Annotated in this window: 18 protein-coding genes; 11 read left to right on the forward strand and 7 right to left on the reverse strand. The window is 71.1% G+C overall.

Going from position 1 to position 20,395, the window contains the following annotated elements; all coding sequences use genetic code 11:
* The first annotated feature begins 49 nt into the window (after positions 1–49).
* From BA062_RS15795 to BA062_RS15830, 8 genes are all read left to right on the forward strand, one after another.
* A complete protein-coding gene (locus BA062_RS15795) occupies positions 50–1,462 on the forward strand; it encodes a sodium:solute symporter family protein (protein ID WP_110336962.1) in 1,413 nt (470 codons plus the stop codon).
* A complete protein-coding gene (locus BA062_RS15800) occupies positions 1,459–3,102 on the forward strand; it encodes a thiamine pyrophosphate-dependent enzyme (RefSeq protein ID WP_110336964.1) in 1,644 nt (547 codons plus the stop codon). Before BA062_RS15795 ends, BA062_RS15800 begins: the two co-directional genes overlap by 4 nt.
* Positions 3,099–4,358 (forward strand): alpha-hydroxy acid oxidase, encoded by a 1,260-nt coding sequence (locus BA062_RS15805; protein ID WP_110336966.1) that lies wholly within the window; start codon positions 3,099–3,101, stop codon positions 4,356–4,358. The genes BA062_RS15800 and BA062_RS15805 overlap by 4 nt, the downstream gene beginning before the upstream one ends.
* Positions 4,359–4,367: 9 nt before the next feature.
* Positions 4,368–5,750 (forward strand): UbiD family decarboxylase, encoded by a 1,383-nt coding sequence (locus tag BA062_RS15810; protein WP_110336968.1) that lies wholly within the window; start codon positions 4,368–4,370, stop codon positions 5,748–5,750.
* A gap of 337 nt (positions 5,751–6,087) precedes the next feature.
* Complete coding sequence (locus BA062_RS15815; RefSeq protein WP_110336970.1) at positions 6,088–7,077, forward strand: TerC/Alx family metal homeostasis membrane protein; 990 nt, start codon at positions 6,088–6,090, stop codon at positions 7,075–7,077.
* Between the two features lie 357 nt (positions 7,078–7,434).
* Entirely contained in the window at positions 7,435–8,199 is a 765-nt protein-coding gene (locus tag BA062_RS15820; protein ID WP_110336972.1) for an alpha/beta fold hydrolase, read from the forward strand.
* A gap of 422 nt (positions 8,200–8,621) precedes the next feature.
* A complete protein-coding gene (locus tag BA062_RS15825) occupies positions 8,622–9,377 on the forward strand; it encodes an SDR family oxidoreductase (protein WP_110336974.1) in 756 nt (251 codons plus the stop codon).
* Between the two features lie 92 nt (positions 9,378–9,469).
* On the forward strand, positions 9,470–10,342 hold the full coding sequence (locus tag BA062_RS15830) for a LysR family transcriptional regulator (protein WP_110336976.1): 873 nt from the start codon (positions 9,470–9,472) through the stop codon (positions 10,340–10,342).
* Between the two features lie 16 nt (positions 10,343–10,358).
* Here BA062_RS15830 and BA062_RS15835 read toward each other — a convergent pair whose 3' ends face one another.
* The 4 genes from BA062_RS15835 to BA062_RS15850 are packed head-to-tail and all read right to left on the reverse strand — an operon-like array spanning position 10,359 to position 14,369.
* Positions 10,359–12,014, reverse strand: coding sequence for a class I adenylate-forming enzyme family protein (locus tag BA062_RS15835; RefSeq protein ID WP_110336978.1), 1,656 nt, complete (start codon positions 12,012–12,014; stop codon positions 10,359–10,361).
* A gap of 23 nt (positions 12,015–12,037) precedes the next feature.
* Positions 12,038–12,892, reverse strand: a complete 855-nt coding sequence (locus BA062_RS15840) for an SDR family NAD(P)-dependent oxidoreductase (RefSeq protein ID WP_110336980.1) — start codon at positions 12,890–12,892, stop codon at positions 12,038–12,040.
* Positions 12,885–13,271 carry a metal-sulfur cluster assembly factor gene (locus BA062_RS15845; RefSeq protein WP_110336982.1) on the reverse strand — a complete coding sequence of 129 codons (387 nt, stop codon included), beginning with the start codon at positions 13,269–13,271 and terminating at the stop codon, positions 12,885–12,887. Before BA062_RS15845 ends, BA062_RS15840 begins: the two co-directional genes overlap by 8 nt.
* A 3-nt stretch (positions 13,272–13,274) precedes the next feature.
* Positions 13,275–14,369, reverse strand: a complete 1,095-nt coding sequence (locus tag BA062_RS15850; protein ID WP_110336984.1) for an amidohydrolase family protein — start codon at positions 14,367–14,369, stop codon at positions 13,275–13,277.
* Positions 14,370–14,638: 269 nt separating this feature from the next.
* On the opposite strand from BA062_RS15850, the gene BA062_RS15855 reads away from it, so the two are divergent.
* Positions 14,639–15,406: a helix-turn-helix transcriptional regulator gene (locus BA062_RS15855; RefSeq protein ID WP_110336986.1), complete on the forward strand. Its 768-nt coding sequence runs from the start codon at positions 14,639–14,641 to the stop codon at positions 15,404–15,406.
* Positions 15,407–15,454: 48 nt separating this feature from the next.
* Here BA062_RS15855 and BA062_RS15860 read toward each other — a convergent pair whose 3' ends face one another.
* The 3 genes from BA062_RS15860 to BA062_RS15870 all read right to left on the reverse strand — a co-directional run bounded on the left by BA062_RS15860 (position 15,455) and on the right by BA062_RS15870 (position 18,124).
* Positions 15,455–15,862: an SRPBCC family protein gene (locus BA062_RS15860; protein WP_110336988.1), complete on the reverse strand. Its 408-nt coding sequence runs from the start codon at positions 15,860–15,862 to the stop codon at positions 15,455–15,457.
* A gap of 131 nt (positions 15,863–15,993) precedes the next feature.
* Positions 15,994–17,163 carry an acyl-CoA dehydrogenase family protein gene (locus tag BA062_RS15865; RefSeq protein WP_210406899.1) on the reverse strand — a complete coding sequence of 390 codons (1,170 nt, stop codon included), beginning with the start codon at positions 17,161–17,163 and terminating at the stop codon, positions 15,994–15,996.
* 121 nt (positions 17,164–17,284) lie between these two features.
* The gene (locus BA062_RS15870; protein WP_245959835.1) at positions 17,285–18,124 is read right to left on the reverse strand and encodes a TetR-type transcription factor C-terminal domain-containing protein; all 840 of its coding nucleotides are present in this window, start codon (positions 18,122–18,124) and stop codon (positions 17,285–17,287) included.
* A 105-nt stretch (positions 18,125–18,229) separates the two neighbouring features.
* On the opposite strand from BA062_RS15870, the gene BA062_RS15875 reads away from it, so the two are divergent.
* The gene (locus BA062_RS15875; protein WP_110337419.1) at positions 18,230–19,255 is read left to right on the forward strand and encodes a phosphotransferase family protein; all 1,026 of its coding nucleotides are present in this window, start codon (positions 18,230–18,232) and stop codon (positions 19,253–19,255) included.
* A gap of 130 nt (positions 19,256–19,385) precedes the next feature.
* Positions 19,386–20,231, forward strand: coding sequence for an SDR family oxidoreductase (locus BA062_RS15880; protein ID WP_110336994.1), 846 nt, complete (start codon positions 19,386–19,388; stop codon positions 20,229–20,231).
* The last annotated feature ends 164 nt before the right edge of the window (positions 20,232–20,395 follow it).

Below are 20,395 nucleotides of genomic sequence, written 5' to 3' on the forward strand. Positions count from 1 at the left end.
GCCCCACGCGGTCCCCATTCGTTGCAACGACGCGACACCGGAGGAATCCATGCAGTCAGCGTGGCTCGTACTACTCATCGTCGGCGGCTACATCGCGATACTGGCCGCCATCAGCTTCCTGGCGGGCCGGTCGTCACGGACCTCTGGCTCGTTCGCCAGCGGCGGAAAGGTGTTCCCCGCCGTCCTCATCGGCTTCCTGCTGGCCTCGGAGTTCATCGGCACCACCGCCAGCATCGGCACGGCGCAGGCCGCGTACGAGTCCGGCATCTCGGCGGCGTGGAACGTCGTCTCGCTCGGCGTCGGCTTCGTGCTGTTCTCACTGCTGCTCGCGCGCAAGTACCGCGACCTGGGCGAGAACACGATCTCCGGTGCGCTCGCGCGAACCTACGGCCAGCCCGTCCGCATCGCGACCTCGCTCGTGATGGTGTGCGCGCTGCTCATCGTCGCGGTCTCGGTCTACGCCAGTGGCGGCGCCATCCTGTCGAGCCTGCTGGGCATCGATCGCTCGCTCGCGATCGTCCTGGTCGGCATCCTCGCGACGGCCTACGTCAGCGTCGGCGGCATGCGCTCGGTGGTGTACACGAACTTCCTGCACGCGCTGGTGAAGCTCGTCGGTATCGTCGTACTGGCCGTGGTCGGGGTGACCCGCGTCGGCGGCATGGACCAGCTCACGGCCTCACTGCCGCCGGACATGTTCTCGCTCGACGGCGTCGGCGTCTCGCAGATCCTGGCCTGGATGATCGCCGGAGTCGGTGCGACGTTCGCGACGCAGTACGTCGTGCAGGCCATCACCACGGTCGGCGACAGCACCAAGGCGCAGCGTGCGGGCTTCTACTCGGCGGTCGTGCTCATCCCGTACGGCATCCTCGCCGCGCTCGTCGGTGTGTGCGCGGCGGCGCTCTTCCCCGGTATCGCGAGCATTCAGGCCATGCCCGCGCTGGTCGTGGAACTCGACCCGCTGCTCGCCGGGGTCGTGGTGGCCGGGCTCGCGGGTGCGATGTTCGGCACGATCGCGGCGCTCACCATCGGCGCCTCGACGCTGCTGTTCAAGGATTTCTACCAGCCGTACTTCAACAAGACGTCCGACGAGCGCAGGAACCTGGTGTTCATCCGCGTCGCGGCGGGCGTGGCCGGGCTGCTGCCGATCGTGCTCGCGCTCTACGCCTCCGACGTGCTCGCGGTGACGTTCCTCGCCAAGGCACTGCGCGCCACCCTCGCCGTGCTGGTGCTGCTCATGTTCTACGCTCCGCGGTACGGCACCCGCGGTGGTGCACTGTGGACGATCGTGATCGCGCTCGTGGCGACCATCGGCTGGTTCCTCGCCGGCAGCCCGTTCGGCGTCGACGAGGCCTACGTGGCGGTCGCGGTGCCCATCGTGGTAATGACGCTGAGCCAGCTGTTCCGCCGCCGGGGCGCCGACGCACCCGCCGAAACCACGTCGACGGAACCGGTGGCCCGATGACCGCGACCGTCGCGACGCAACTCGTCGCCAGTCTCAAGGCCCACGGCGTGCGCTACGTCTTCGGTGTGCCGTCCGAAAGCTTCACGACCCTGCTGGACGCGCTCTACGCCGACGGCGAGATCACGTTCGTTCCCGCCCGGCACGAGGGCGGCGCCGCGTTCATGGCCGAGGCGCACGCAGCCGCGAGCGGCGGCATCGGCGTGGTGCTCGGCGGCAGGGCCGTTGGCGCGGCGAACCTGTCGATCGGCGTGCACACCGCGCGCGAGAACTCCACCGCGATGCTCGTGCTCGTGGGTCAGCTCCATTCCCGCCACCGGGGCAGGGAAGGTTTCCAGGAGACCGATCTGCCCGCGTTCCTCGGCCCGGTCGCGAAACACGCCGTCGAGGAGTCGGATCCGCACCGGGTCCCGCCCGCGGTGGCGCGCGCGCTGACCCTCTCCCGCACCGGCCGGCCGGGGCCCGTGGTGCTGTCGCTGCCGGAGGACGTTCTCGACCACGAGACCGCCGCGGTGCCCGCGCTCCCCCGCGCGGGCACGCGCCCCGCGCCGTCGCCCGAGGACGTCACCGCGGTGCGGAAGCTGCTGCTCGGCGCCGCACGCCCGGTGGTGATCGCCGGGGCGGGGGTGAAGCTCAGCGGGGCCGAGGACGACCTCGTCGCGTTCGCCGAGGCGTGGGAGGTCCCGGTGCTCGCGGCGTGGCGGCGCCACGACGTGTTCCCCAACGAGCACCCGCGTTACGCCGGGCACCTGCAGATGGGCACCCATCCCGACCTGGTCGCGACGGTGCGCGAGGCCGACCTCGTCGTCGCGCTCGGCACGCGGCTCGGCGAGATCACCACGCAGGGCTACACCGCCCCCGCCGCGGGCCAGCGCATCGTGCAGGTCGACGTCGAACCGGGCCAGCTCGGCAAGGCCTACCCGGTCGAGCTCGCCGTGCACGCGGACGCGCTCGCCACGATGCGGGCGCTGGGAAAGCCGGGTGAGCGCCGCGATCCCGACTGGGCGGACGAACGTCAGCGGGTGTACCGGCGGGTGACCACAGTGGACCCCGCCGAGAACCGCGAGCACGTCGACAACCGGCAGATCGTCCGTGCGCTGCGCGCGGGCCTGCCGCCCGATGCGGTGGTGACCAACGACGCGGGCAACTTCGCGGGCTGGCTGCACACGTTCTTCCGGTTCCCGCTGGCCCGCACCTACGTGGGCGCGGCCTCCGGGGCGATGGGTTACGCGTTGCCCGCGGCGATCGGGGCGAAGCTCGCCGCCCCGGACCGCACGGTCGTGTCGGTGTCCGGCGACGGCGGCTTCCTCATGACGGTCCAGGAGCTGGAGACCGCGGTCCGGCTGCGCCTGCCGCTCGTGTCGCTCGTGTTCAACAACAACATGTACGGCTCGATCAGGATGCACCAGGAACGCCGGTATCCCGGCCGCGTCATCGGCTCCGAGCTCGGCAACCCTGACCTGGTCGAGCTGGCGCGCGCGTTCGGTGCCTTCGGCACCAGGGTCGCCGCCGACGCGGAGTTCCCTGCCGCACTGGAGGCCGCGCTGGCCGCGGACCGCCCGGCCGTCGTGGAGATCGTCACCGACCCCGGGCGGATCTCGGTCTGGAACACCCTCGACGAGCTACGCGAGAGGACGGCATGAGCAACGAGACTCCCCGAGCACTGACCGTCCGGCTGCGGCGGCGGCGCGGCGCGGCCTGGGGGCCCGGCAGCGGCGTGGGCAGGGAGGCCGCGCTGAAGCGGCGGCTGCCCTCGCTCACCGACGTCGAACGCGCGGCCCGCAGGCGGCTGCCCCGGTTCGCCTACGACTTCGTGGCGGGAGGCACCGGCGACGACCTCGGCGTGCGGCGCAACCGGACCGCGCTCGACGGGATCGAGATCGTCCCTCGCTACGGCGAGCTGCCCGCCGTCGGCACCGAGACGACCCTGTTCGGCCAGACCTACGCGAGCCCGATCGGCATCGCCCCCGCCGGGCTCGACGGGCTCGCCTGGCCGGACGCGACCCGGCATCTCGCGGCCACCGCGGCGCACGCGAACATCCCCTACATCACCGGCACGCTCGCGTCCGCGTCCATCGAGGAGGTCGCCGCCCGCGCCCCAGGCCGCACCTGGTTCCAGCTCTACGGGCTGCCCGCCGAGAGTCACCGCGTGACCTTCGACCTGGTGCGCCGCGCCGCCGACGCGGGAGCCGAGGCGCTCGTCGTCGCCGTCGACGCGCCCGTGCGGTCCAAGCGGCCGAGGGACCTGCGGCACGGCCTCGTCGTGCCGTTCCGCCCATCGTTCTCGACGGCGCTGCAGGTGGCGAGCGCGCCCAGCTGGTCGCTCGCCGCGCTGCGCAGCCGCGTTCCCGTGTTCGCCAACATGGGCCGCTACGTGGGCGCCTCACCCACACTCGACGAGATCGCCGGCTTCGTGCAGGGCGGGTTGCGCGGAGGGTTCACCTGGGCAGAGATCGCCGAGCTGCGCCAGGCGTGGCCACGGGCACTGGTGGTCAAGGGCCTGCTGCATCCCGGCGACGCCGAGCGCGCGGTCGAGGCCGGTGCCGACGGCGTGCTCGTGTCCAACCACGGCGGCAGGCAGTCCGACGCCGCGCCCGCCGCGATCGACGTGCTGCCCGCCGTCACCCGCGCGGTCGGCTCGGCCGCGACGGTGCTCTTCGACAGCGGGATCCGTTCCGGTCTCGACGCGGCGAGGGCGCTCGCGCTCGGCGCCGACGCGGTGTTCTGCGGGCGGGCCTTCCTGCTCGGGCTCGCCGCGGCGGGCAGGACCGGCGCCGATCACGTCGCCGCGTTGCTCACCGAGGAGCTCCGCACCGCATTGGGCCAGTCCGGCGTCGCGGGCCCGAAAGGGCTGCGCGAGCTCGACATCCGTCACCCCACCGCCTGGAACTTCGGCTGAGAGGACAGCATGACACTTCCACCTGGTGCGCGGTTGCGCACATGGCTCGACAGGTTGCAGGAGACCGGACGGCTCGCGCTCGCCGAGCGCGGAGTCGATCTCCGCTTCGGCGTCGCCGGTGTCGCGAACCGGCTCGACGGCACCCAGGCCACCCTGTTCCCGAAGCCGGGCGGGCATCCGGTGCCGGTGGTCTCGGGACTGCTGTCCCAGCGCGCCTGGATGGCCGAGGCCGCCGGGGTCGCCGAGCCCGACCTCGTGGCTCGATTCCAGCAGGCGTGCCGGGAGCCGGTGCCGTCGGCGCCGGTCACCGACGGCGCGTGCCAGGAGGTCGTGCACACCGACGTCGACCTCGGCAGGCTGCTGCCCCTGCCCACGCACAACGAGCACGACCACGGCGCCTACCTCACGGCGGGACTGCTGATCACCCGTGACCGGGAGACCGGTACGCAGAACGTATCGATCCACCGGCTCCAGGTCAGCGGACCCGACCGGCTCGGCGCACTGCTGCTGCCCCGGCACACCCTCGCGTTCTTCCGTCACCGCGAACGCCTCGGCGAGGACCTCGACGTGGCGATCGTGATCGGCGCCGACCCGCTCACCCTCATGGCCTCGCAGGCCGCGGTGCCGCTCGGGCAGGACGAGCTGGAGATCTCCGGCGCGCTGCGCGGCGAACCGCTGCCCGTGGTGCGCTGCCTCGACAGCGACATCATGGTTCCTGCCGACGCCGAGATCGTGCTGGAGGGCAAGCTGCTGGCCGACGTCCGCGAGCCGGAAGGCCCGTTCGGCGAGTTCCCGCAGTACTACGGGCAGCGCGCCGACCGGCACGTGATCGCGCTGAGCACCGTCACCCACCGGCGGGACCCGCTCTTCCACACCATCGTCGGCGGCGGCAGGGAACACCTGCTGCTCGGCTGCATTCCGAGGGAAGGCTCGTTCCTCTCCGAGCTGCGCCGCAACTTCCCGTGCGTCACCGGCGTGCACCTCTCCCTCGGCGGCACCTGCCGGTACCACCTGTACGTGCAGGTCGACGATCCCGCACCGGGCGAGGCGAAGAACGTCCTGCTCGCCGCGCTCGCCGTGCACTACGACGTCAAACACGTGACCGTGGTGGACTCCGACGTCGACGTCACCGACCCCACGGAGGTCGAATGGGCCGTGGCGACACGGTTCCAGGCCGATCGCGACCTCGTCGTCGTGCAGGGCACCCAAGGGTCCAAACTGGACCCGTCAACCGTGAACGGGGTCGGCGCGAGGCTCGGCTTCGACGCCACCGTCCCGGCCGGGGCCGAACCCATGCGCTTCCTGCGGATCCGGGTCCCGGGCGAGGAGGACCTGGACGTCGGGGCGCTGACGAGCCCCGCACCGGCAGCGTGGCGCGACGCGGTGCGCTGAGCACCCCGGCAGGGCACCGGCGCTCCACCGGTCCCACGGTCACCGCCGTGCCCGCGCGGTAGGACACGCCGCTCCGGGGCGTGCGCTGGAGGAATTCCCTGGACACCGCGCGGGCGTCGGCGGCTTCACGTACCACGGGTGGGTGCCGTCGCTTTACAGCTTGCCCGATTTGTCCGATAGTGGGGGCCAGAGGGGAGTACTTCCCGAAAGATCCGGCCGGTCAGTACGGACATCACGACGGTGTCCCCGGCGGGTCGCCCGGTACGGGTGAAGGAGACCTCGAACGTCACGTGTTCGAGGAGGCTTCGTGTCCGCATCCCTTGCCCAATCCCAGCCGATGGAGACCATCGGCTCGCCGTGGCTGTGGGGTCTCAGCATCGGGATCCTGCTCGTGCTGCTGGTCACCGACTTCGCGGTGACCCGCCGGCCGCACGAGGTGTCGATGCGCGAGGCCGTCGGCTGGTCGGTGTTCTACCTCGCACTGCCCGTGCTGTTCGGCGCCTGGCTGTGGCTGGCGTTCAGCGGTGACCAGGCGATGGAGTTCGTCACCGGCTTCGTCGTGGAGAAGTCCCTGTCGGTGGACAACCTGTTCGTCTTCATGCTGCTGCTCGCGGCCTTCGCCGTACCGGCTGAGGTACAGCAACGGGTTCTGCTCTACGGCATCGTCGGCGCGCTCGTCCTGCGCGGCATCTTCATCGCCGCCGGGGCGGCGTTGCTGCAAGCCGGAACGTGGGCGTTCCTCGTCTTCGGGGCGGTCCTCTTCGCCTCGGCGATCAAGATCCTCCACCAGGCGGTCACCGGGCGGGAGCTCGGCGGCGACGACGCCTCGAACCTGCGCTCGGTCCGCCTGCTGCGCAAGCTCATGCCGGTCACCGACGACTACCGGGGCACCCGCCTCACCGTGCGCGAGCACGGCAAACGGGCCCTCACCCCGCTGACCGTGGTGGTGGTCGCGGTGTTCGCCACCGACGTGGTGTTCGCCGTCGACTCGGTACCTGCCGTCTACGGCATCACCGAGGACCCGTACCTGGTGTTCATCACCAACGCCTTCGCCCTGCTCGGCCTGCGTGCCCTGTACTTCGTGCTCCACACCGTGCTCGCGAAGCTGGCTCACCTCAACCACGGCCTGGCGCTGATCCTGGCGTTCATCGGCGTCAAGCTGGTTCTGCACTGGGCCCACGGCATCTGGCCGCAGGTGCCCGAGATCCCCACGCCGATCTCGCTGGCCACGATCGTCGGCATCCTCGCGGTCGTCACCGTCACCAGTCTCCGTGCCCACCGCCGCCACCAACAACCCACACAATCCGGAGTCGATCATGCTCGTTGACTTCCTGATCGAGATCGGTCTCACGCTGCTCGTCCTGACCGCCCTGACCATCACCGGCGCGGTACTGCTGGGCATCAACTCACCCCGAGGCCCACACCGCTGACGGCCGCAGGGGCCCGGCGTTCCGGCCAGGGTCTGCTGTGGACGGAGCGTCGTGCGGCCAGGACTGGCCGGCCAGCAGACCGGCGAAGAAGTCGACCACGGGTGCCCGGCTCCCCGGTCAGGTTTCGGCCACCCGATCGAGCTGTCCGGGCCGGCTCGCCGACGAAAAGCAGCACCGGCGCCCGGGCCACCGCGTCCCCGAGCCGATGTCAACATACGTTGACAATCGACCCGGCGTCAACCTATGTTGACATCATGGTGATCGGGAAGCTGGTCGACGTTGGTGGGTATGAGATCTGCGCGCAGGTCCTGGGCTCCGGGCCAGCGGTGGTGCTGGACGGTGGCGGAGCGGGTCAGGGGCTGGACACGTGGGGACCGGTGCCGGAACGGCTCGCCGAGTTCGCCACCGTGGTGACCTACGACAGGGCCGGGGTAGGCCGGTCCGGCGGCACGCAGGCGCGGTCCGTCGCGGAGCAAGCAGACGTCCTACGCCGGATGCTTCGCGGTCTGGAACTCCGCCTGCCCGCGGTGTTCGTGGGCTGGTCGTACGGCGGGCTCGTCACCCAGGTGTACGCGGCCCGGCATCCCGGCGACGTGGCGGGGCTGATCTTCGTCGACCCGACAGCAGCCGGGACACCGCCGGGCTCCGCACTGGTACGGAGACTCTCGTTCGACGTCGCGGCGCGGTTGCTGCGTGCACGGGCTGCACTCGGCGGCCGGAACGCACGTGCGCGGCGCGAACTGGCCGTGACGCTGGGCGGGATGCAGGACGCGATGGCCGAGGCCAAGAGCACGCGCGAGGAGTACGGGCTGCCGCCCGTGCCGATCCGCGTCATCACCGCGGGCAAGCGGCCTCGGATGCCCCGCGCGCAGCTCGACCACCTGACCGCCGATCACGAGGCCCTGGCCGGACCCTCCGCGCGAGGACGGGTTCTGGTGGCCGAGCACGCGAGCCATCAGGTGCCGTACGAACAGCCGGAGACGATCGTCGAGACGGTCCGCGAACTCCTGTCCGGATGACACCCCGAACATCAGTCCTGGGTGAAGGCGTCTCGGTGGTCCTCCGCCCACGTGGCGAACGACCTGGCGGGCCAGGATCCTGGCCACGTCGTCGGCGAGTACGGCGTTGCCGCCCGCGCGAGCCGAGGACATGCCGGTGACGGCCGTCCCGACCGCCGCGGGCCCGGCTCCGCTCCGCGCGGCATCGAGCGAGAGGTCCACAGTGGAACTTCTCGCGCGACCCGCGCCCCTACCTCGTTCGGGTGAACCGCCAGGGGCGGCGCGGCGCGATGCACCGGCGCCGGCCAGCGGGTATCCGCCGCAGTTGTCGGTCTACCCGCACTTTCTGTTTCCCCGCCCGGTCCTCGCGTTCGTAGCTTCGGCGATGCGCGGCCACCTGTGCCGTGGCCCGGAAACGAGGACGAGAGGGTTGCTGAGGAGCTATGTCTGAACAGAGCCTGCGGGGCAAGGTGGCTGTCGTCGGTGGGGGCGCGAAGAACCTCGGTGGGTTGTTGTCCGCCAGGCTGGGCGAGGCGGGCGCGAAGGTCGTCGTGCATTACCACGGCGACTCCTCCGCTCCGGATGCCGAGAAGACGGTGGAGGCGGTACGCGGCGCCGGTTCGGAGGCCGTGGCGGTTCAGGGCGACCTGACCCGGGTGGCCGAGGTGCGCACCCTGTTCGACACCGCGGTGGACACCTTCGGCGGGGTCGATGTCGCCGTCAACACGACCGGGATGGTGTTGCGCAAGCCGATCCTGGAGACGTCGGAGGAGGAGTACGACCGCATGTTCGCGATCAACGCGAAGGCGGCGTACTTCTTCATCCAGGAGGCCGGCCGCCGGCTGAACGATCACGGCAAGATCATCAGTCTGGGAACCTCCCTGCTCGCGGCGTTCACCGACGGCTACTCCACCTATGCCGGTGGCAAGGCCCCGTTGGAACACTTCACCCGCGCCGCGGCGAAAGAGTTCGCCGACCGGGGCATCTCGGTGAACACGGTGGCCCCGGGGCCGATGGACACCCCGTTCTTCTACCCGCAGGAGACGCCCGAACGGGTGCGGTTCCACCAGTCGCAGGCATTGGGCAACCAGCTCACCAGGATCGAGGACATCGTTCCGGTCATCATGTTCCTGGCGACCCAGGGCTGGTGGTTCACTGGGCAGACCCTGTTCCCGAACGGCGGGTACACCACCCGCTGACGGGGGTGGTGGGCGGCCGGAGGGGGGCCGCCCACCACACCGAGCGTTAACCTTGCGCTCACTTGTCGTCGAGTCAACGGGGAGAAGTCAGGGTGGGCCTGGACCTGCGCAAGCTCGATCATCTCGTCGCGGTCGCCGAGGAAGGCAGCTTCACCCGCGCCGCCGCCAGGCTGCACATCTCCCAGCAGGCTCTGTCCACGTCGATCCGCGCGCTGGAGCGGGAGGTCGGCGTCGAACTGCTGGACCGCGACACGACCGGAGTGACGGTGCGCCCCGCCGGCCAGGCGCTGGTCGACGACGCCCGTGTCCTGCATGGCATCACCCGCTCCGCGCTGCACCGGGCTCGCCGCATCGGCCGCGGCGAACGGGAGACACTCCGGATCGGGCACACGCCGGCCGTCACCGGTGACGAGGTCACCGCACTGCTGCGGCAGACGCACGCCACGCACCCGGATCTGAGCACCGAGGTCAACCAGCGTTACCCGGCCGAACTCACCCGGCAGCTCCTCGACGGCGATCTCGACCTCGGCCTGTGCCGCGCCATGAGTCCCGCACACGGCCTGATCCGGGCGACTCTGCTGCGGCAGCGCCTGCACATCGCCGTCGCCGCCGATCACCGGCTCGCCGGGCGGGACACGGTGCGCCTCGCCGAGCTCGCCGACGAGGACATCGTCGTGTGGGGCCGGCCCGACAGCTCCGGCTACACCGACCTGCTCCTCGACCTCTGCCGCACAGCCGGTTTCGAACCGCGCGCCCGGCGCAACCCCATCCAGGGCACACCGCCGATCACCGCTGTCCTCGGCACCGGCCACGTCGCCTTCGTCACCGCCCAGCCGGGACCGTCGGCCCACGACGACGTCGTCGTCGTGCGACTGGAGCCACCGGCCCACGTCCCCCTCCAAGCCCTGTGGCCGGAACACACCAGCAACGACGCGCGCACCACCTTCCTCACCACGTTCACCTGACCGAACCCGGCGCCGGTCAGTCCCGGTCCCGCAGCCGCCGTCGCAGGATCTTCCCGCTCACGGTCTTCGGGATCTCGTCGAGGATCTCGACGGTCCGGGGGTACTTGTAGGCGGCCATGCGTTCCCTGGTGAACGCGATGATCTCCTCGGGCGTCGCGGTGCACGTGCCCTTCAACGAGACGAAGGCCTTGACCGTTTCCCCGCGGTAGGCGTCGGGAACACCCACGACGGCGGCCTCCCGGACGGCCGGATGCTCGTAGAGCACGTCCTCGACCTCGCGCGGCCAGATCTTGTAGCCACCGGCGTTGATCTGGTCCTTCTTGCGGTCGACGAGGTAGAACCAGCCCTGTTCGTCCATGTAGCCGACGTCCCCGGTGTGCAGGACTCCGCCGGGAAGCGCCTTGGTCGTCTCGTCCGGTTTGTTCCAGTAGCCGGCGATCACCTGCGGGCCCTCGGTGACGAGCTCGCCGACCTCACCGGCGGGCAGGTCGTCGCCGTCCTCGCCGACGACGCGGACCACGGTGTCGTACACCGGCACGCCCACGGACACCATGCCGGAGGCCGGGTCCACCGGCGCCTCGGTGTGCAGCGGCACCGCGTGTGAGGGCGAGGTGGTCTCGGTCAGGCCGTAGATGTTGTGGATGTAGTGGCCGAACGCGTCTTGGAACGCCTTCAGCGTGCTGGGCGGGATGGGGGCGCCCCCGGAGTAGATCTTCGTGAGCGACACCAGTTTCGCCTGCTCGGCGTTCGGGGCGTTCATCAGGGCGATGAACACCGTGATCGACCCGACCGTGAACGTGGCCCGCTCGGCCTCGGCGGTGTCGAGGGTCAGCGCGGGATCGAGCCGGTACATCAACACCAGCGGCGCGCCGGTCAGCAGCGCGACGGCGATGTGCCCGATCAGTCCCGTGATGTGGAACAGCGGCGCGATGCCGAGCACGACGTCGTCGGAACCCAGACCGATCCAGTCCCGGTAGGTCCGGGCGTTGAACACCACGTTGCGGTGCGTCGTCATCGCGCCCTTGGGCGGCCCGGTGGTGCCGGAGGTGTAGGTCAGCAGCGCGACGTCGTCAGGGCGGAGTTCCACCGTGGGCGGAGCCGTCGCCCGGTGCTGGTCGAGGAACGCGACGAGATCGGTGGTGCCCGGGCAGTCGATCCGTTCGATGCCGGCGAACACGCCCGGCTCGTCCCGTGCCCGCAGGTCCAGTTCGGACGTGGTGAGCACCCGGCGCACCGCCGTACCGGGCAGGACGGCCGCCGCCACGTCGCGGTGCAGCGACTCGAGGCACACCAGCACCGTGGCACCGGAATCCCGCAGCAGCTCGGCGAGCTCGCGCTCCTTGTACATCGGGTTGACCGACACCGCGATCCCGCCGGCCTTCCACGTGCCGAGCTGGGCGATGACGAACTGCGGGATGTTCTGGACGTAGATCGCGACCCGCTCGCCCGGCCGGAATCCGTCGGCGGCGAGCCCGGCGGCGAAGGCATCGGCCAGCTCATCGAGCTCGGCGAAGGTGATGGACCGGCCGAAGTACCGGATGGCGTCACCGCCGGGATCGCGCGCCACCGTGGCCCGGAACATGCTCACGATGTCGGGAAACCCCGGTTCGGCCGATCGGGGCCGGCCCGCGTCGTACCGGGCCAGCCAGGGTTTGTCGTCGTAGACGGACATCGGACTCCTGTCGGGGAGGCGGGTCAATGCATCTCCTGCCCGCCGGTGGTGTTGATCGCCTGGCCGGTGACGTATCCGCCCTGTGCGGACGCGAGGAACACGATCAGGTCGGACACGTCCTGCGGGGTCTGGAAGCGGCCGAGCGGGATGGCACCCAGCGTCGCCTGCCGCACCTCCTCCTTCGAGACGCCCTGGAGGCGGGAGTAGGCGTCCCACAGGCCACCGGGCTGGTCGTTGAGCGGGTTGTCGAGCGTTCCGGGGCACACCGCGTTGACGGTGATCCCGTGCGGGCCCGCCTCCTTGGCCGCCACCTGGACCAGGCCGTTGACGCCGAACTTGGACGCGCAGTAGGCGCCGAGCAGGGGCCAGCCGGTCTTGCCCGCCTGGCTGGACACCGCGATCACCCGTCCCCCTCGGCCCTGCTTGACCAGGCGGCGCAGCGCGGCCCGGAAACACAGGAAGGTGCCCCGCAGGTTGACCGCCAGTGTCTGGTCGAAGGCCTGGGCCGTCAGCTCGGTGAGGGGCACGTTGCTCGTCGACACCCCGGCGTTGGCGACCATGACGTCGAGCCCGCCGAACTCCTCGACAGCGGCCCCGACCAGGCCGTCGACCTCGTCCTCCCGCGTCACGTCACACCGCAGGGCCAGCACCTCGGCGCCGGTCGCCGCCAGCTCGGCCGCAGCCTCGTCCAGGTCGGTCGCGGTCGAGAGCCGGTAGTCCGGCGCGCCGTCCAGCGGCCTCCCGATGTCGGTGATCACCAGGCGCGCGCCCCGGGCGGCCAGGGCACGGGCGGTGGCCCTGCCGATGCCCCCTTCGCGCCCCACGCCGGTGATCACCGCGACCGTGCCGGCCAGCCCGTCGCCCGCCGCCTCAGTCATCGGCACGGCGGGACGGCAGCAGCGACATCAGGACCCGGCGGCGGGCGTCGCGGATCGCGCGGGCTTCACCGGTCATCCGCTCCGGGGTCCAGGTCATCCCGTCGTCGAGGGTCACCTCGGGACGGCGTCCCAGCACGGGGCTGACGTGCCGGTCGATCTGGTCGAGCAGCTGCCCGAGCATCATGCACGACGGCGTGGTGAGTGACAGCCGGATCGCGACCCCGTCGTCGCCGTCCGGTTCGATGCGGTCGACCAGTCCCATCTCCACGATGTCGATCGGCGTCGCGGCGGCGACGCTGCACGGGTCCACGACCTCACGCAGCGCTGCCAGCACCCGCTCGCCGATCTCGCCGGACACGGCGATCTCGGTGACGGTCACGGTTCAGGCCCCCGTCCGGATCGGCGTGCGGCTGGTCGACCACGGCGCCCGCAACCCTTCGGCGCGCTGCGCGGCCAGCTCGTCGGAGGCGGTGCCCGCCGCGATCTTGTCCAGGTCGAGTCCGAGGGCGGCCGCGTAGTTGCCGGCCAGGATCTTGGCCTTGTGCTCGTCGGTGATCTGGGAGACGGGCGCGAACTGGCCCGCGCGAGCCAGGTCCTCCTCCGTGAACTGGAAGGCCTCGAACGCCTCCAGGCAGGGCCGCGCGTGGTAGGCCATGTGCCCGGTGCCCCACCACAGCCGGTCGTAGACGTGGTCGCCGACCGCGGCGGCCATCCCGAGCACGGCCGCGGCGAACTGGTCGGGCCGCTTCGCGCAGATGATGTTCAGCGTCTCCAGGTTGACGAAGACGTTGGGGAAGCGGGCCAGCATCCACGCGGTCTCCTCGACGAAGGCGACACCCCCGTGGACGATCTCGAAGTTCAGGTCGGGGTGGTCGGCGGCGGCGCCGTCGAGGTCGCCGACGCGGTAGGGGTCCATCGGGACCGGCCCGAGCGGCACCGCCTTGTGCACGGCCACGGTCGAGATGCCCAGCTGCTTGGCCTTCTCGTAGACGGGGTAGACGATCTCCTCGTCGTCCATCCGGAAGTGCCGGTGCTTGCCCTCGGCGGTCCACGACGACGGGTAGAGCTTCAGCCCGATCGGCGAGAGCAGCTCGGCCTGCCGCTCCAGCTCGTCGAGCGCCGCCTGCCCGGCCATCGGGTCGACGGTCGCATAGCTGAGGAACCGGGTCGGGTACTTGGCCACCACCTCGGCGGCCTTCTCCACCGACACGAGCCCGTCGTGGTAGGCGCCGATGGGCACCGGGTGGTAGATCGCGAAGTCGGTGTCGCTCTCCAGGAACAGGGTCGACACGGTCTCGTCGACGTCCCAGTCGCGCACGTAGTCCTCGCGCGGCAGCTCGTAGTCCGGCCCGGAACCGGCGACCACGCCGAAGATCATGTCCGTGATGCCCTGGGCGTTGCGGGGCACGGCGTGGTTGCTCGGATCGAGGTTGTAGGAGTGCACCACCGCGTCGATCACGTACTTGCCGTTGAGCATGTCTGAGGCTCCTGCAGTCGTTCGGGTTCCCCTCGGCGGTGAGGGGCGTCACCGACGCTAGGAACCCCGTCCGGCCCGCACGAGTCCTCCAAGGGGGACAGTGCGGTGCGCCGGAAATGTCCCCCGTGGGTGACTGGGCAGATCGCCGGTCCGTGCGTAAGGTGGTCGCCGTCCCGCGCCCGCTCGCCGGTGAGCGGGTGGGCACCTGCCGTCATCGGTGATACTGGGGGCTGCCAGGTTTCTCGGACCATCGAACGGGTGAGGCGACGATGCCGACTCTCGCGCACGATCGAGGTGGCGACCTGCGCCGCTACGAGCTCGCGTTCCGCGTGCTGGAGCAGGTCGACGGCGTGACCGACCTGCCTGCGTTCAAGACGGCGCTGACCGGGGCGCTCGCGGATGTCTACCGGGTCCGGTCCACCACGTTCTTCGTCGGGCGCACCGCGCAGCTCGCGTGCGCCGACCCGAGCCCGACGATCATCGGGATCACCCGGCACATGCTGCCGGAGTACCAGGACATGTGGTTCCAGCACGACATCTTCTCCACGCCGCGTGCCTTGCGCTCGATGATCGACACCCGCGTGTCGACGCTGGGCGAGATCAACGGCGGCACCCAGGAGAACCGGCTGTACGTCACGAATTACCTGCAACGGCACGGCATCGAGTCCGCGACCGCGATGTATCTCGACGTGTGTCACGGCCGCAAGGCACTGGTCGGGTTGTTCGACCGCGACCCCGACCGGATCGGCGTGCAGGAGATCTCCTCGCTGCGCCTGCTCGCGAGGCCGCTCGCGCAGATCGCCCGCGGCCTCCCCGAAAGCGCGGCGGACCAGGACACGGTGCTGGCCAAGCTCTCGCCCCGCCAGGCGGAGGTCGCGCGCCTGGTCGGCGAGGGCTTGTCCAACGCGACGATCGGCGCGATGCTGCACCTGCACCCGGCCAGCGTGAAGAAGTACGTCACCCGCATCCTGGCGATCACCGGCATGCGCAACCGGACAGAGCTCGCCATCGCCCTGCGCAACACCGGAACGTCCTGACGGGACGGTGGTGGCGCCGAGCACCCGTGCTCGGCGCCACCACCCGTGTTACGACCGCACGCGGTCGGCCAGTGCCCGCAACGAGGACCGGTAGATGTCCCGGATCGCCTCCGCGAGCGCGGGCTCCTCCTCGGCCGAGCTGGCTTCGAACTCGGCGTCCCACAACACTTCGGCGCCCTCGGCGTGGTCCCGGACGGTGAACGAGGACCGGTAGACCCGCAGCGCGAGTGGCCCCGAGACGTACTCGTACACGTAGCTGCGCGCCCGGTCGTCGTGCGTGACGATGCGCTCGACCGCCTCACCGCCGCCCCCGGCGAACGTCGCGTAGCGCAGATCGTCCACCTGGTGCGACTTCTCGATCGCGGGCACCCAGTCCGCGACGTTGGCGGTGTCGCCGCCGATCCGCCACACGGCCGCCGGTTCGGCCGCGATGACCAGCGATTCGTTCACGCGCATGATGTGCCCTTCCTGTTGGCGACAGTGCCATTGGCCGGACCCTACGAACGCGCGCGGCGGGCGCCCAGTCCACTCAGGGTGACAGTCGGCCCGTCCGGTTCCGGAGTTCGTCCACAGTGCACTGGCGGCGATCAGGCCGGGGGCAGCACCGGTTCCCGCCTGAGCTCGGCCTTGGCGAGAGAGCGCAGATGCACCTCGTCAGGCCCGTCGAACAGCCGCATCGCCCGGTGCCAGCCGTACATGGCGGCCAGCGGGGTCACGTCGGTGACGCCGGCTCCGCCGTGGACCTGGATCGCGCGGTCGATCACGCGGGTCGCCGCGCGGGGTACGGCGATCTTGGCCATCGCCACGAGATCCCGGGCGGCCTTGTTGCCCGCGATGTCGATCACATGACTGGCGCGCTGACACAGCATGCGCGCCTGTTCGATCTCCACCCGTGACTCGGCGATGTGCTGCCGCACGACGCCCTGGTCGGCCAGCGGCCCGCCGAACGCGACCCGGTTCTTCGCCCGCTCGACGAGGAGAGCCAGGGCGCGTTCGGCGGCGCCGAGCGCGCGCATGCAGTGGTGGATGCGGCCGGGTCCGAGCCGGGCCTGCGCGGCCGCGAACCCGCCGCCCTCCTCGCCGATGACGTTCTCGACGGGCACCCGGACGTCGTCGAAGCGCACTTCGGCGTGCCCGTGCTGATCGTGGTGGCCGAACACGGGATAGTCGCGCACGACGGTCACGCCCGGCGTGTCCCTCGGGACGAGCACCATCGTCTGCTGGCGGTGCGCCGGCGCCGACGGGTCTGTCTTGCCCATCACGATGAAGAACGCGCACCGCGGGTCCATCGCGCCGCTGGTCCACCACTTGCGGCCGTTGATGACGTACACGTCGCCCTCACGCGCGATGCGGGTGGCGATGTTGGTGGCGTCGCTGCTGGCGACCTCCGGTTCGGTCATGGCGAACGCGGAACGGATCTCCCCGGCCAGCAGCGGGGCGAGCCACTCCTGCTTCTGCCGCTCGCTGCCGAGCAGGTGCAGCAGTTCCATGTTGCCGGTGTCCGGAGCCTGGCCGTTGATCGCCTCGGGCGCGAGGTCCAGGCTCCAGCCGGACAGCTCCGCGATCGGCGCGTACTCCAGCTGCGTGATTCCCGACTCGGCGGGCAGGAACAGGTTCCACAGCCCCTCGGCCTTCGCCTGCTTCTTCAGCTCCTCGACGATCGGCGGCACGACGTGATCGCCCGGTCCCGCGGCCCGGCGATGGGCGAGGTACCCGGCTTCGGCCGGGAGCACCTGTTCCCGCATGAACACCACCATGCGCTCCCTGAGCTCCCGGGCTCGGGGCGACGGGGCGGGAAGATCGTAGTCCGACACGAAGAACTCCTGAACAACACCGAGCAATTGGTCGGCTCGACCGTACGGTGCGGTCAGCGGGGTGTCAACGCGCGAGCCGGACCAGGTCCAGCGCGAAGCCGACGTACTGGCGGGCCACCATCTCCGGCGACGACGGCCCCGCGGGCGACCACCACTGCGGCAGCGCGGTGCACATGGTCACCACGGCACGTGCGGCCTCCCTCGGCAACGGCGTGGCCAGCACACCCCGGCGGCAGCCCTCCACCACCTCGTCGTCGACCATGTGCTGCATCTCCTGGCGCACGGCCGCGATGCGGACCCGGTTGGGCTCCTCCAGGCTGCGCATCTCGCTCGCGCCGATGAAGCCCAGTTCCCGCCGGTGCGTGTGGTACAGCGCCAGGCATTCCACGAGCCGGGTGAAGCGCTCGACCGGGCCGTCGGCCTCGGCCCGCGCCGCGCGGGCGCGGGTGAGCAGGTCGTCCATCGTGAGGTCCAGCAACGCCACGAGCAGGTCCTGCTTCGTCGGCCAGTGGTGGTAGACGCCCGGCACGGACAGGCCGGCGCGCTGGGCGATGTCGCGGATGGTCGCGCCGTGGTAGCCGAGCTCCACGAACGCCTCCAGCGCACCCGCCAGCGGCGGGTCGAGCCGCAACGGCGGGAAGTCCCGCCAGCTCCCCCCGGCCGGGACCGGGTCGTCACGCAGTGCCGCCGGGTCGATGTTCAGCAGGCCGGCGGCCTTGCCGAGCCGGGTCTCGTCGATCCTGGTGCGGCCGTTCTCGACGGCGCTCCAGGTGCCGGCGCTGACGTCGAGCGACCGGGCGACCTCACGCAGCGTCAGCCCGGCCGCACGGCGGGCGGCGCGCAGCCGGGAACCCAGTTCCCTGCGGGCGTTCTGGTCCTCTGGTGCTATCCCGCGTGCCGCCACCGGCTCCGTCCTCTCGGCGCTTGACAGTCCTGGCCGTCTGGTGGATCGTACTCGACAGCTTGTTCAGGTTTACCGTTCGATCGCTCGGTTTGAAGGGTCGTGTCCATGCCGACGGAAGTCAGCCCGCCCGGGGTGTCCGTGCCCGAGCTCGAAGGGTTCCTCCGGAGCGAGGTTCCCGGGCTGCTCGACGGCCCCCTCCGGGTCGAGCTGTTGTCGGGCGGCCGCTCCAACCTGACCTACCTGCTCACCGACGGGAGCGGCCGGTGGGTGCTGCGCCGGCCACCGCTGGGGCACGTGCTGGCGACCGCGCACGACATGGACCGCGAGTTCCGGGTCCTCACCGCCCTGCACCCCAGCGACGTCCCCGTGCCCGAGCCGATCGTCCACGCGGGACCCGGCGTCATCGGCACACCCTTCTACGTCATGGCCTTCACCGGGGGCGAGGTCCTGCGGGAGCGCGAGCAGCTCGAGTCCTTCGGCACCGCCTCGGCCACCCGCCTGGCCGGCGCGCTCGTCGAGGTCCTGACCCGCTTGCACCGCACCGACCCCGCGACCGTCGGGCTCGGGGACCTCGGACGCCCGGAGGGCTACCTCGAACGCCAGCTGCGGCGCTGGGCCCGGCAGCTGGAGGCCTCGCACAGCCGGGACCTTCCCGAGCTCGCGGCGCTGGGCGAACGGCTGGGCCTGCGAGTCCCGGACAGCGGGGCCGCGGCGATCGTGCACGGCGACTACCGCCTGGACAACATCGTGGTCGAGCCGGACGGCGCGGGTGTCGCGGGAGTCCTCGACTGGGAGATGGCCACCCTCGGCGATCCGCTGACCGACCTCGCGTCGGCGGTGATCTGGTGGGACGGCATGAACGGCCTGGACAGCCCCGTCGCCGCCGCACCGGGCGACGTGCCCGGCTTCCCTTCCGGGGAGTTCCTGGTCGAGTCCTATGCGCGGCGCAGCGGCCGGGATCTCTCCGCCCTGCCGTGGTACCTGGGTTTCGCGTTCTACAAGATCGCCGCGATCTTCGAGGGCATCCACTACCGGACCCGGCAGGGGCTCACGGTCGGCGAGGGGTTCGAGCGCCTCGGCGCCCTGGTGCCCGCGCTCGTCGAACGCGGGCACGCCGCACTCGATTCCTGACCACCACACCACCGTGACTTCGTCGACCGGTTGCCCCGCACCCCGGCCGGCAAGCTCGTCAAGGGCCCGCTCCGCGACCGCTACCGGGCCGTCATCGCCCGCTGACTCCCGCATCGGAGGACGACACACCATGACCACGCTGCAGGGCCGGACCCTGCTCATGTCCGGAGGAAGCCGCGGCATCGGCCTCGCCATCGCGGTGCGCGCGGCACGGGACGGCGCGAACGTCGTGCTCCTCGCCAAGACCGACCGGCCCGACCCCCGTCTGCCCGGCACCGTGCACACCGCCGTCGCCGACATCGAGCGAGCCGGTGGACGGGCGGTGGCCGTGGTCGGGGACGTGCGGCGCGACGAGGACGCCGAACGAGCCGTCCGGACCGCCGTCGACCGCTTCGGCGGCATCGACGTCGTCGTCAACAACGCCAGCGCGCTCGACCTGCGGCGCACCACCGACATCACCATGAAGAGCTACGACCTGATGCAGGGCATCAACGCGCGCGGCACATTCCTGCTCAGCAAGCTCGCCATCCCGCAGCTGGCCGAGAGCGACCGCGCGCACATCCTGACCCTCTCCCCTCCCCTGGACCTCCGTCCACAATGGGCGGGCTCCTACCTCGCCTACACGATGGCCAAGTACGGGATGAGCCTGGTGACCCTCGGCCTCGCCGAGGAGCTGCGCGGCGCCGGGATCGCGGTCAACTCCCTGTGGCCCCGCACGACGATCGCCACCGCGGCGATCGCGAACCTCCTCGGCGGCGAGGAGAGCGTCGCCCGCGCCCGTACCCCCGGGATCGTCGCCGACGCCGCGCACGCGATTCTCGTCCGGGACAGCCGCACCTGCACCGGCAACTTCTTCCTCGACGAGGACGTCCTCGTCGAGGAAGGCGTCACCGACCTCGAGCGTTACCGCGCCGGTGACGGCGACCAGCCGCTGGACGCCGACCTGTTCCTCGACCCGGTCGGACCCTCGCGGTGAACCTCGTGAACGACGCCTGCGAGACGGCGTCGCCCGGATCCGGCTGTCCGAAGAGGACCAGGCCAACCCGCTCAGTCAGTCCACCGTGGACGTGATGGGCGCCGCTCGGGTCGCCACCAAGCGGCTGCTTCGCGAGGCGGCCACCCTCCTGGAGAAACGCCGGC

Source organism: Prauserella flavalba, from assembly GCF_003202235.1.
GTDB lineage: Bacteria > Actinomycetota > Actinomycetes > Mycobacteriales > Pseudonocardiaceae > Prauserella_A > Prauserella_A flavalba.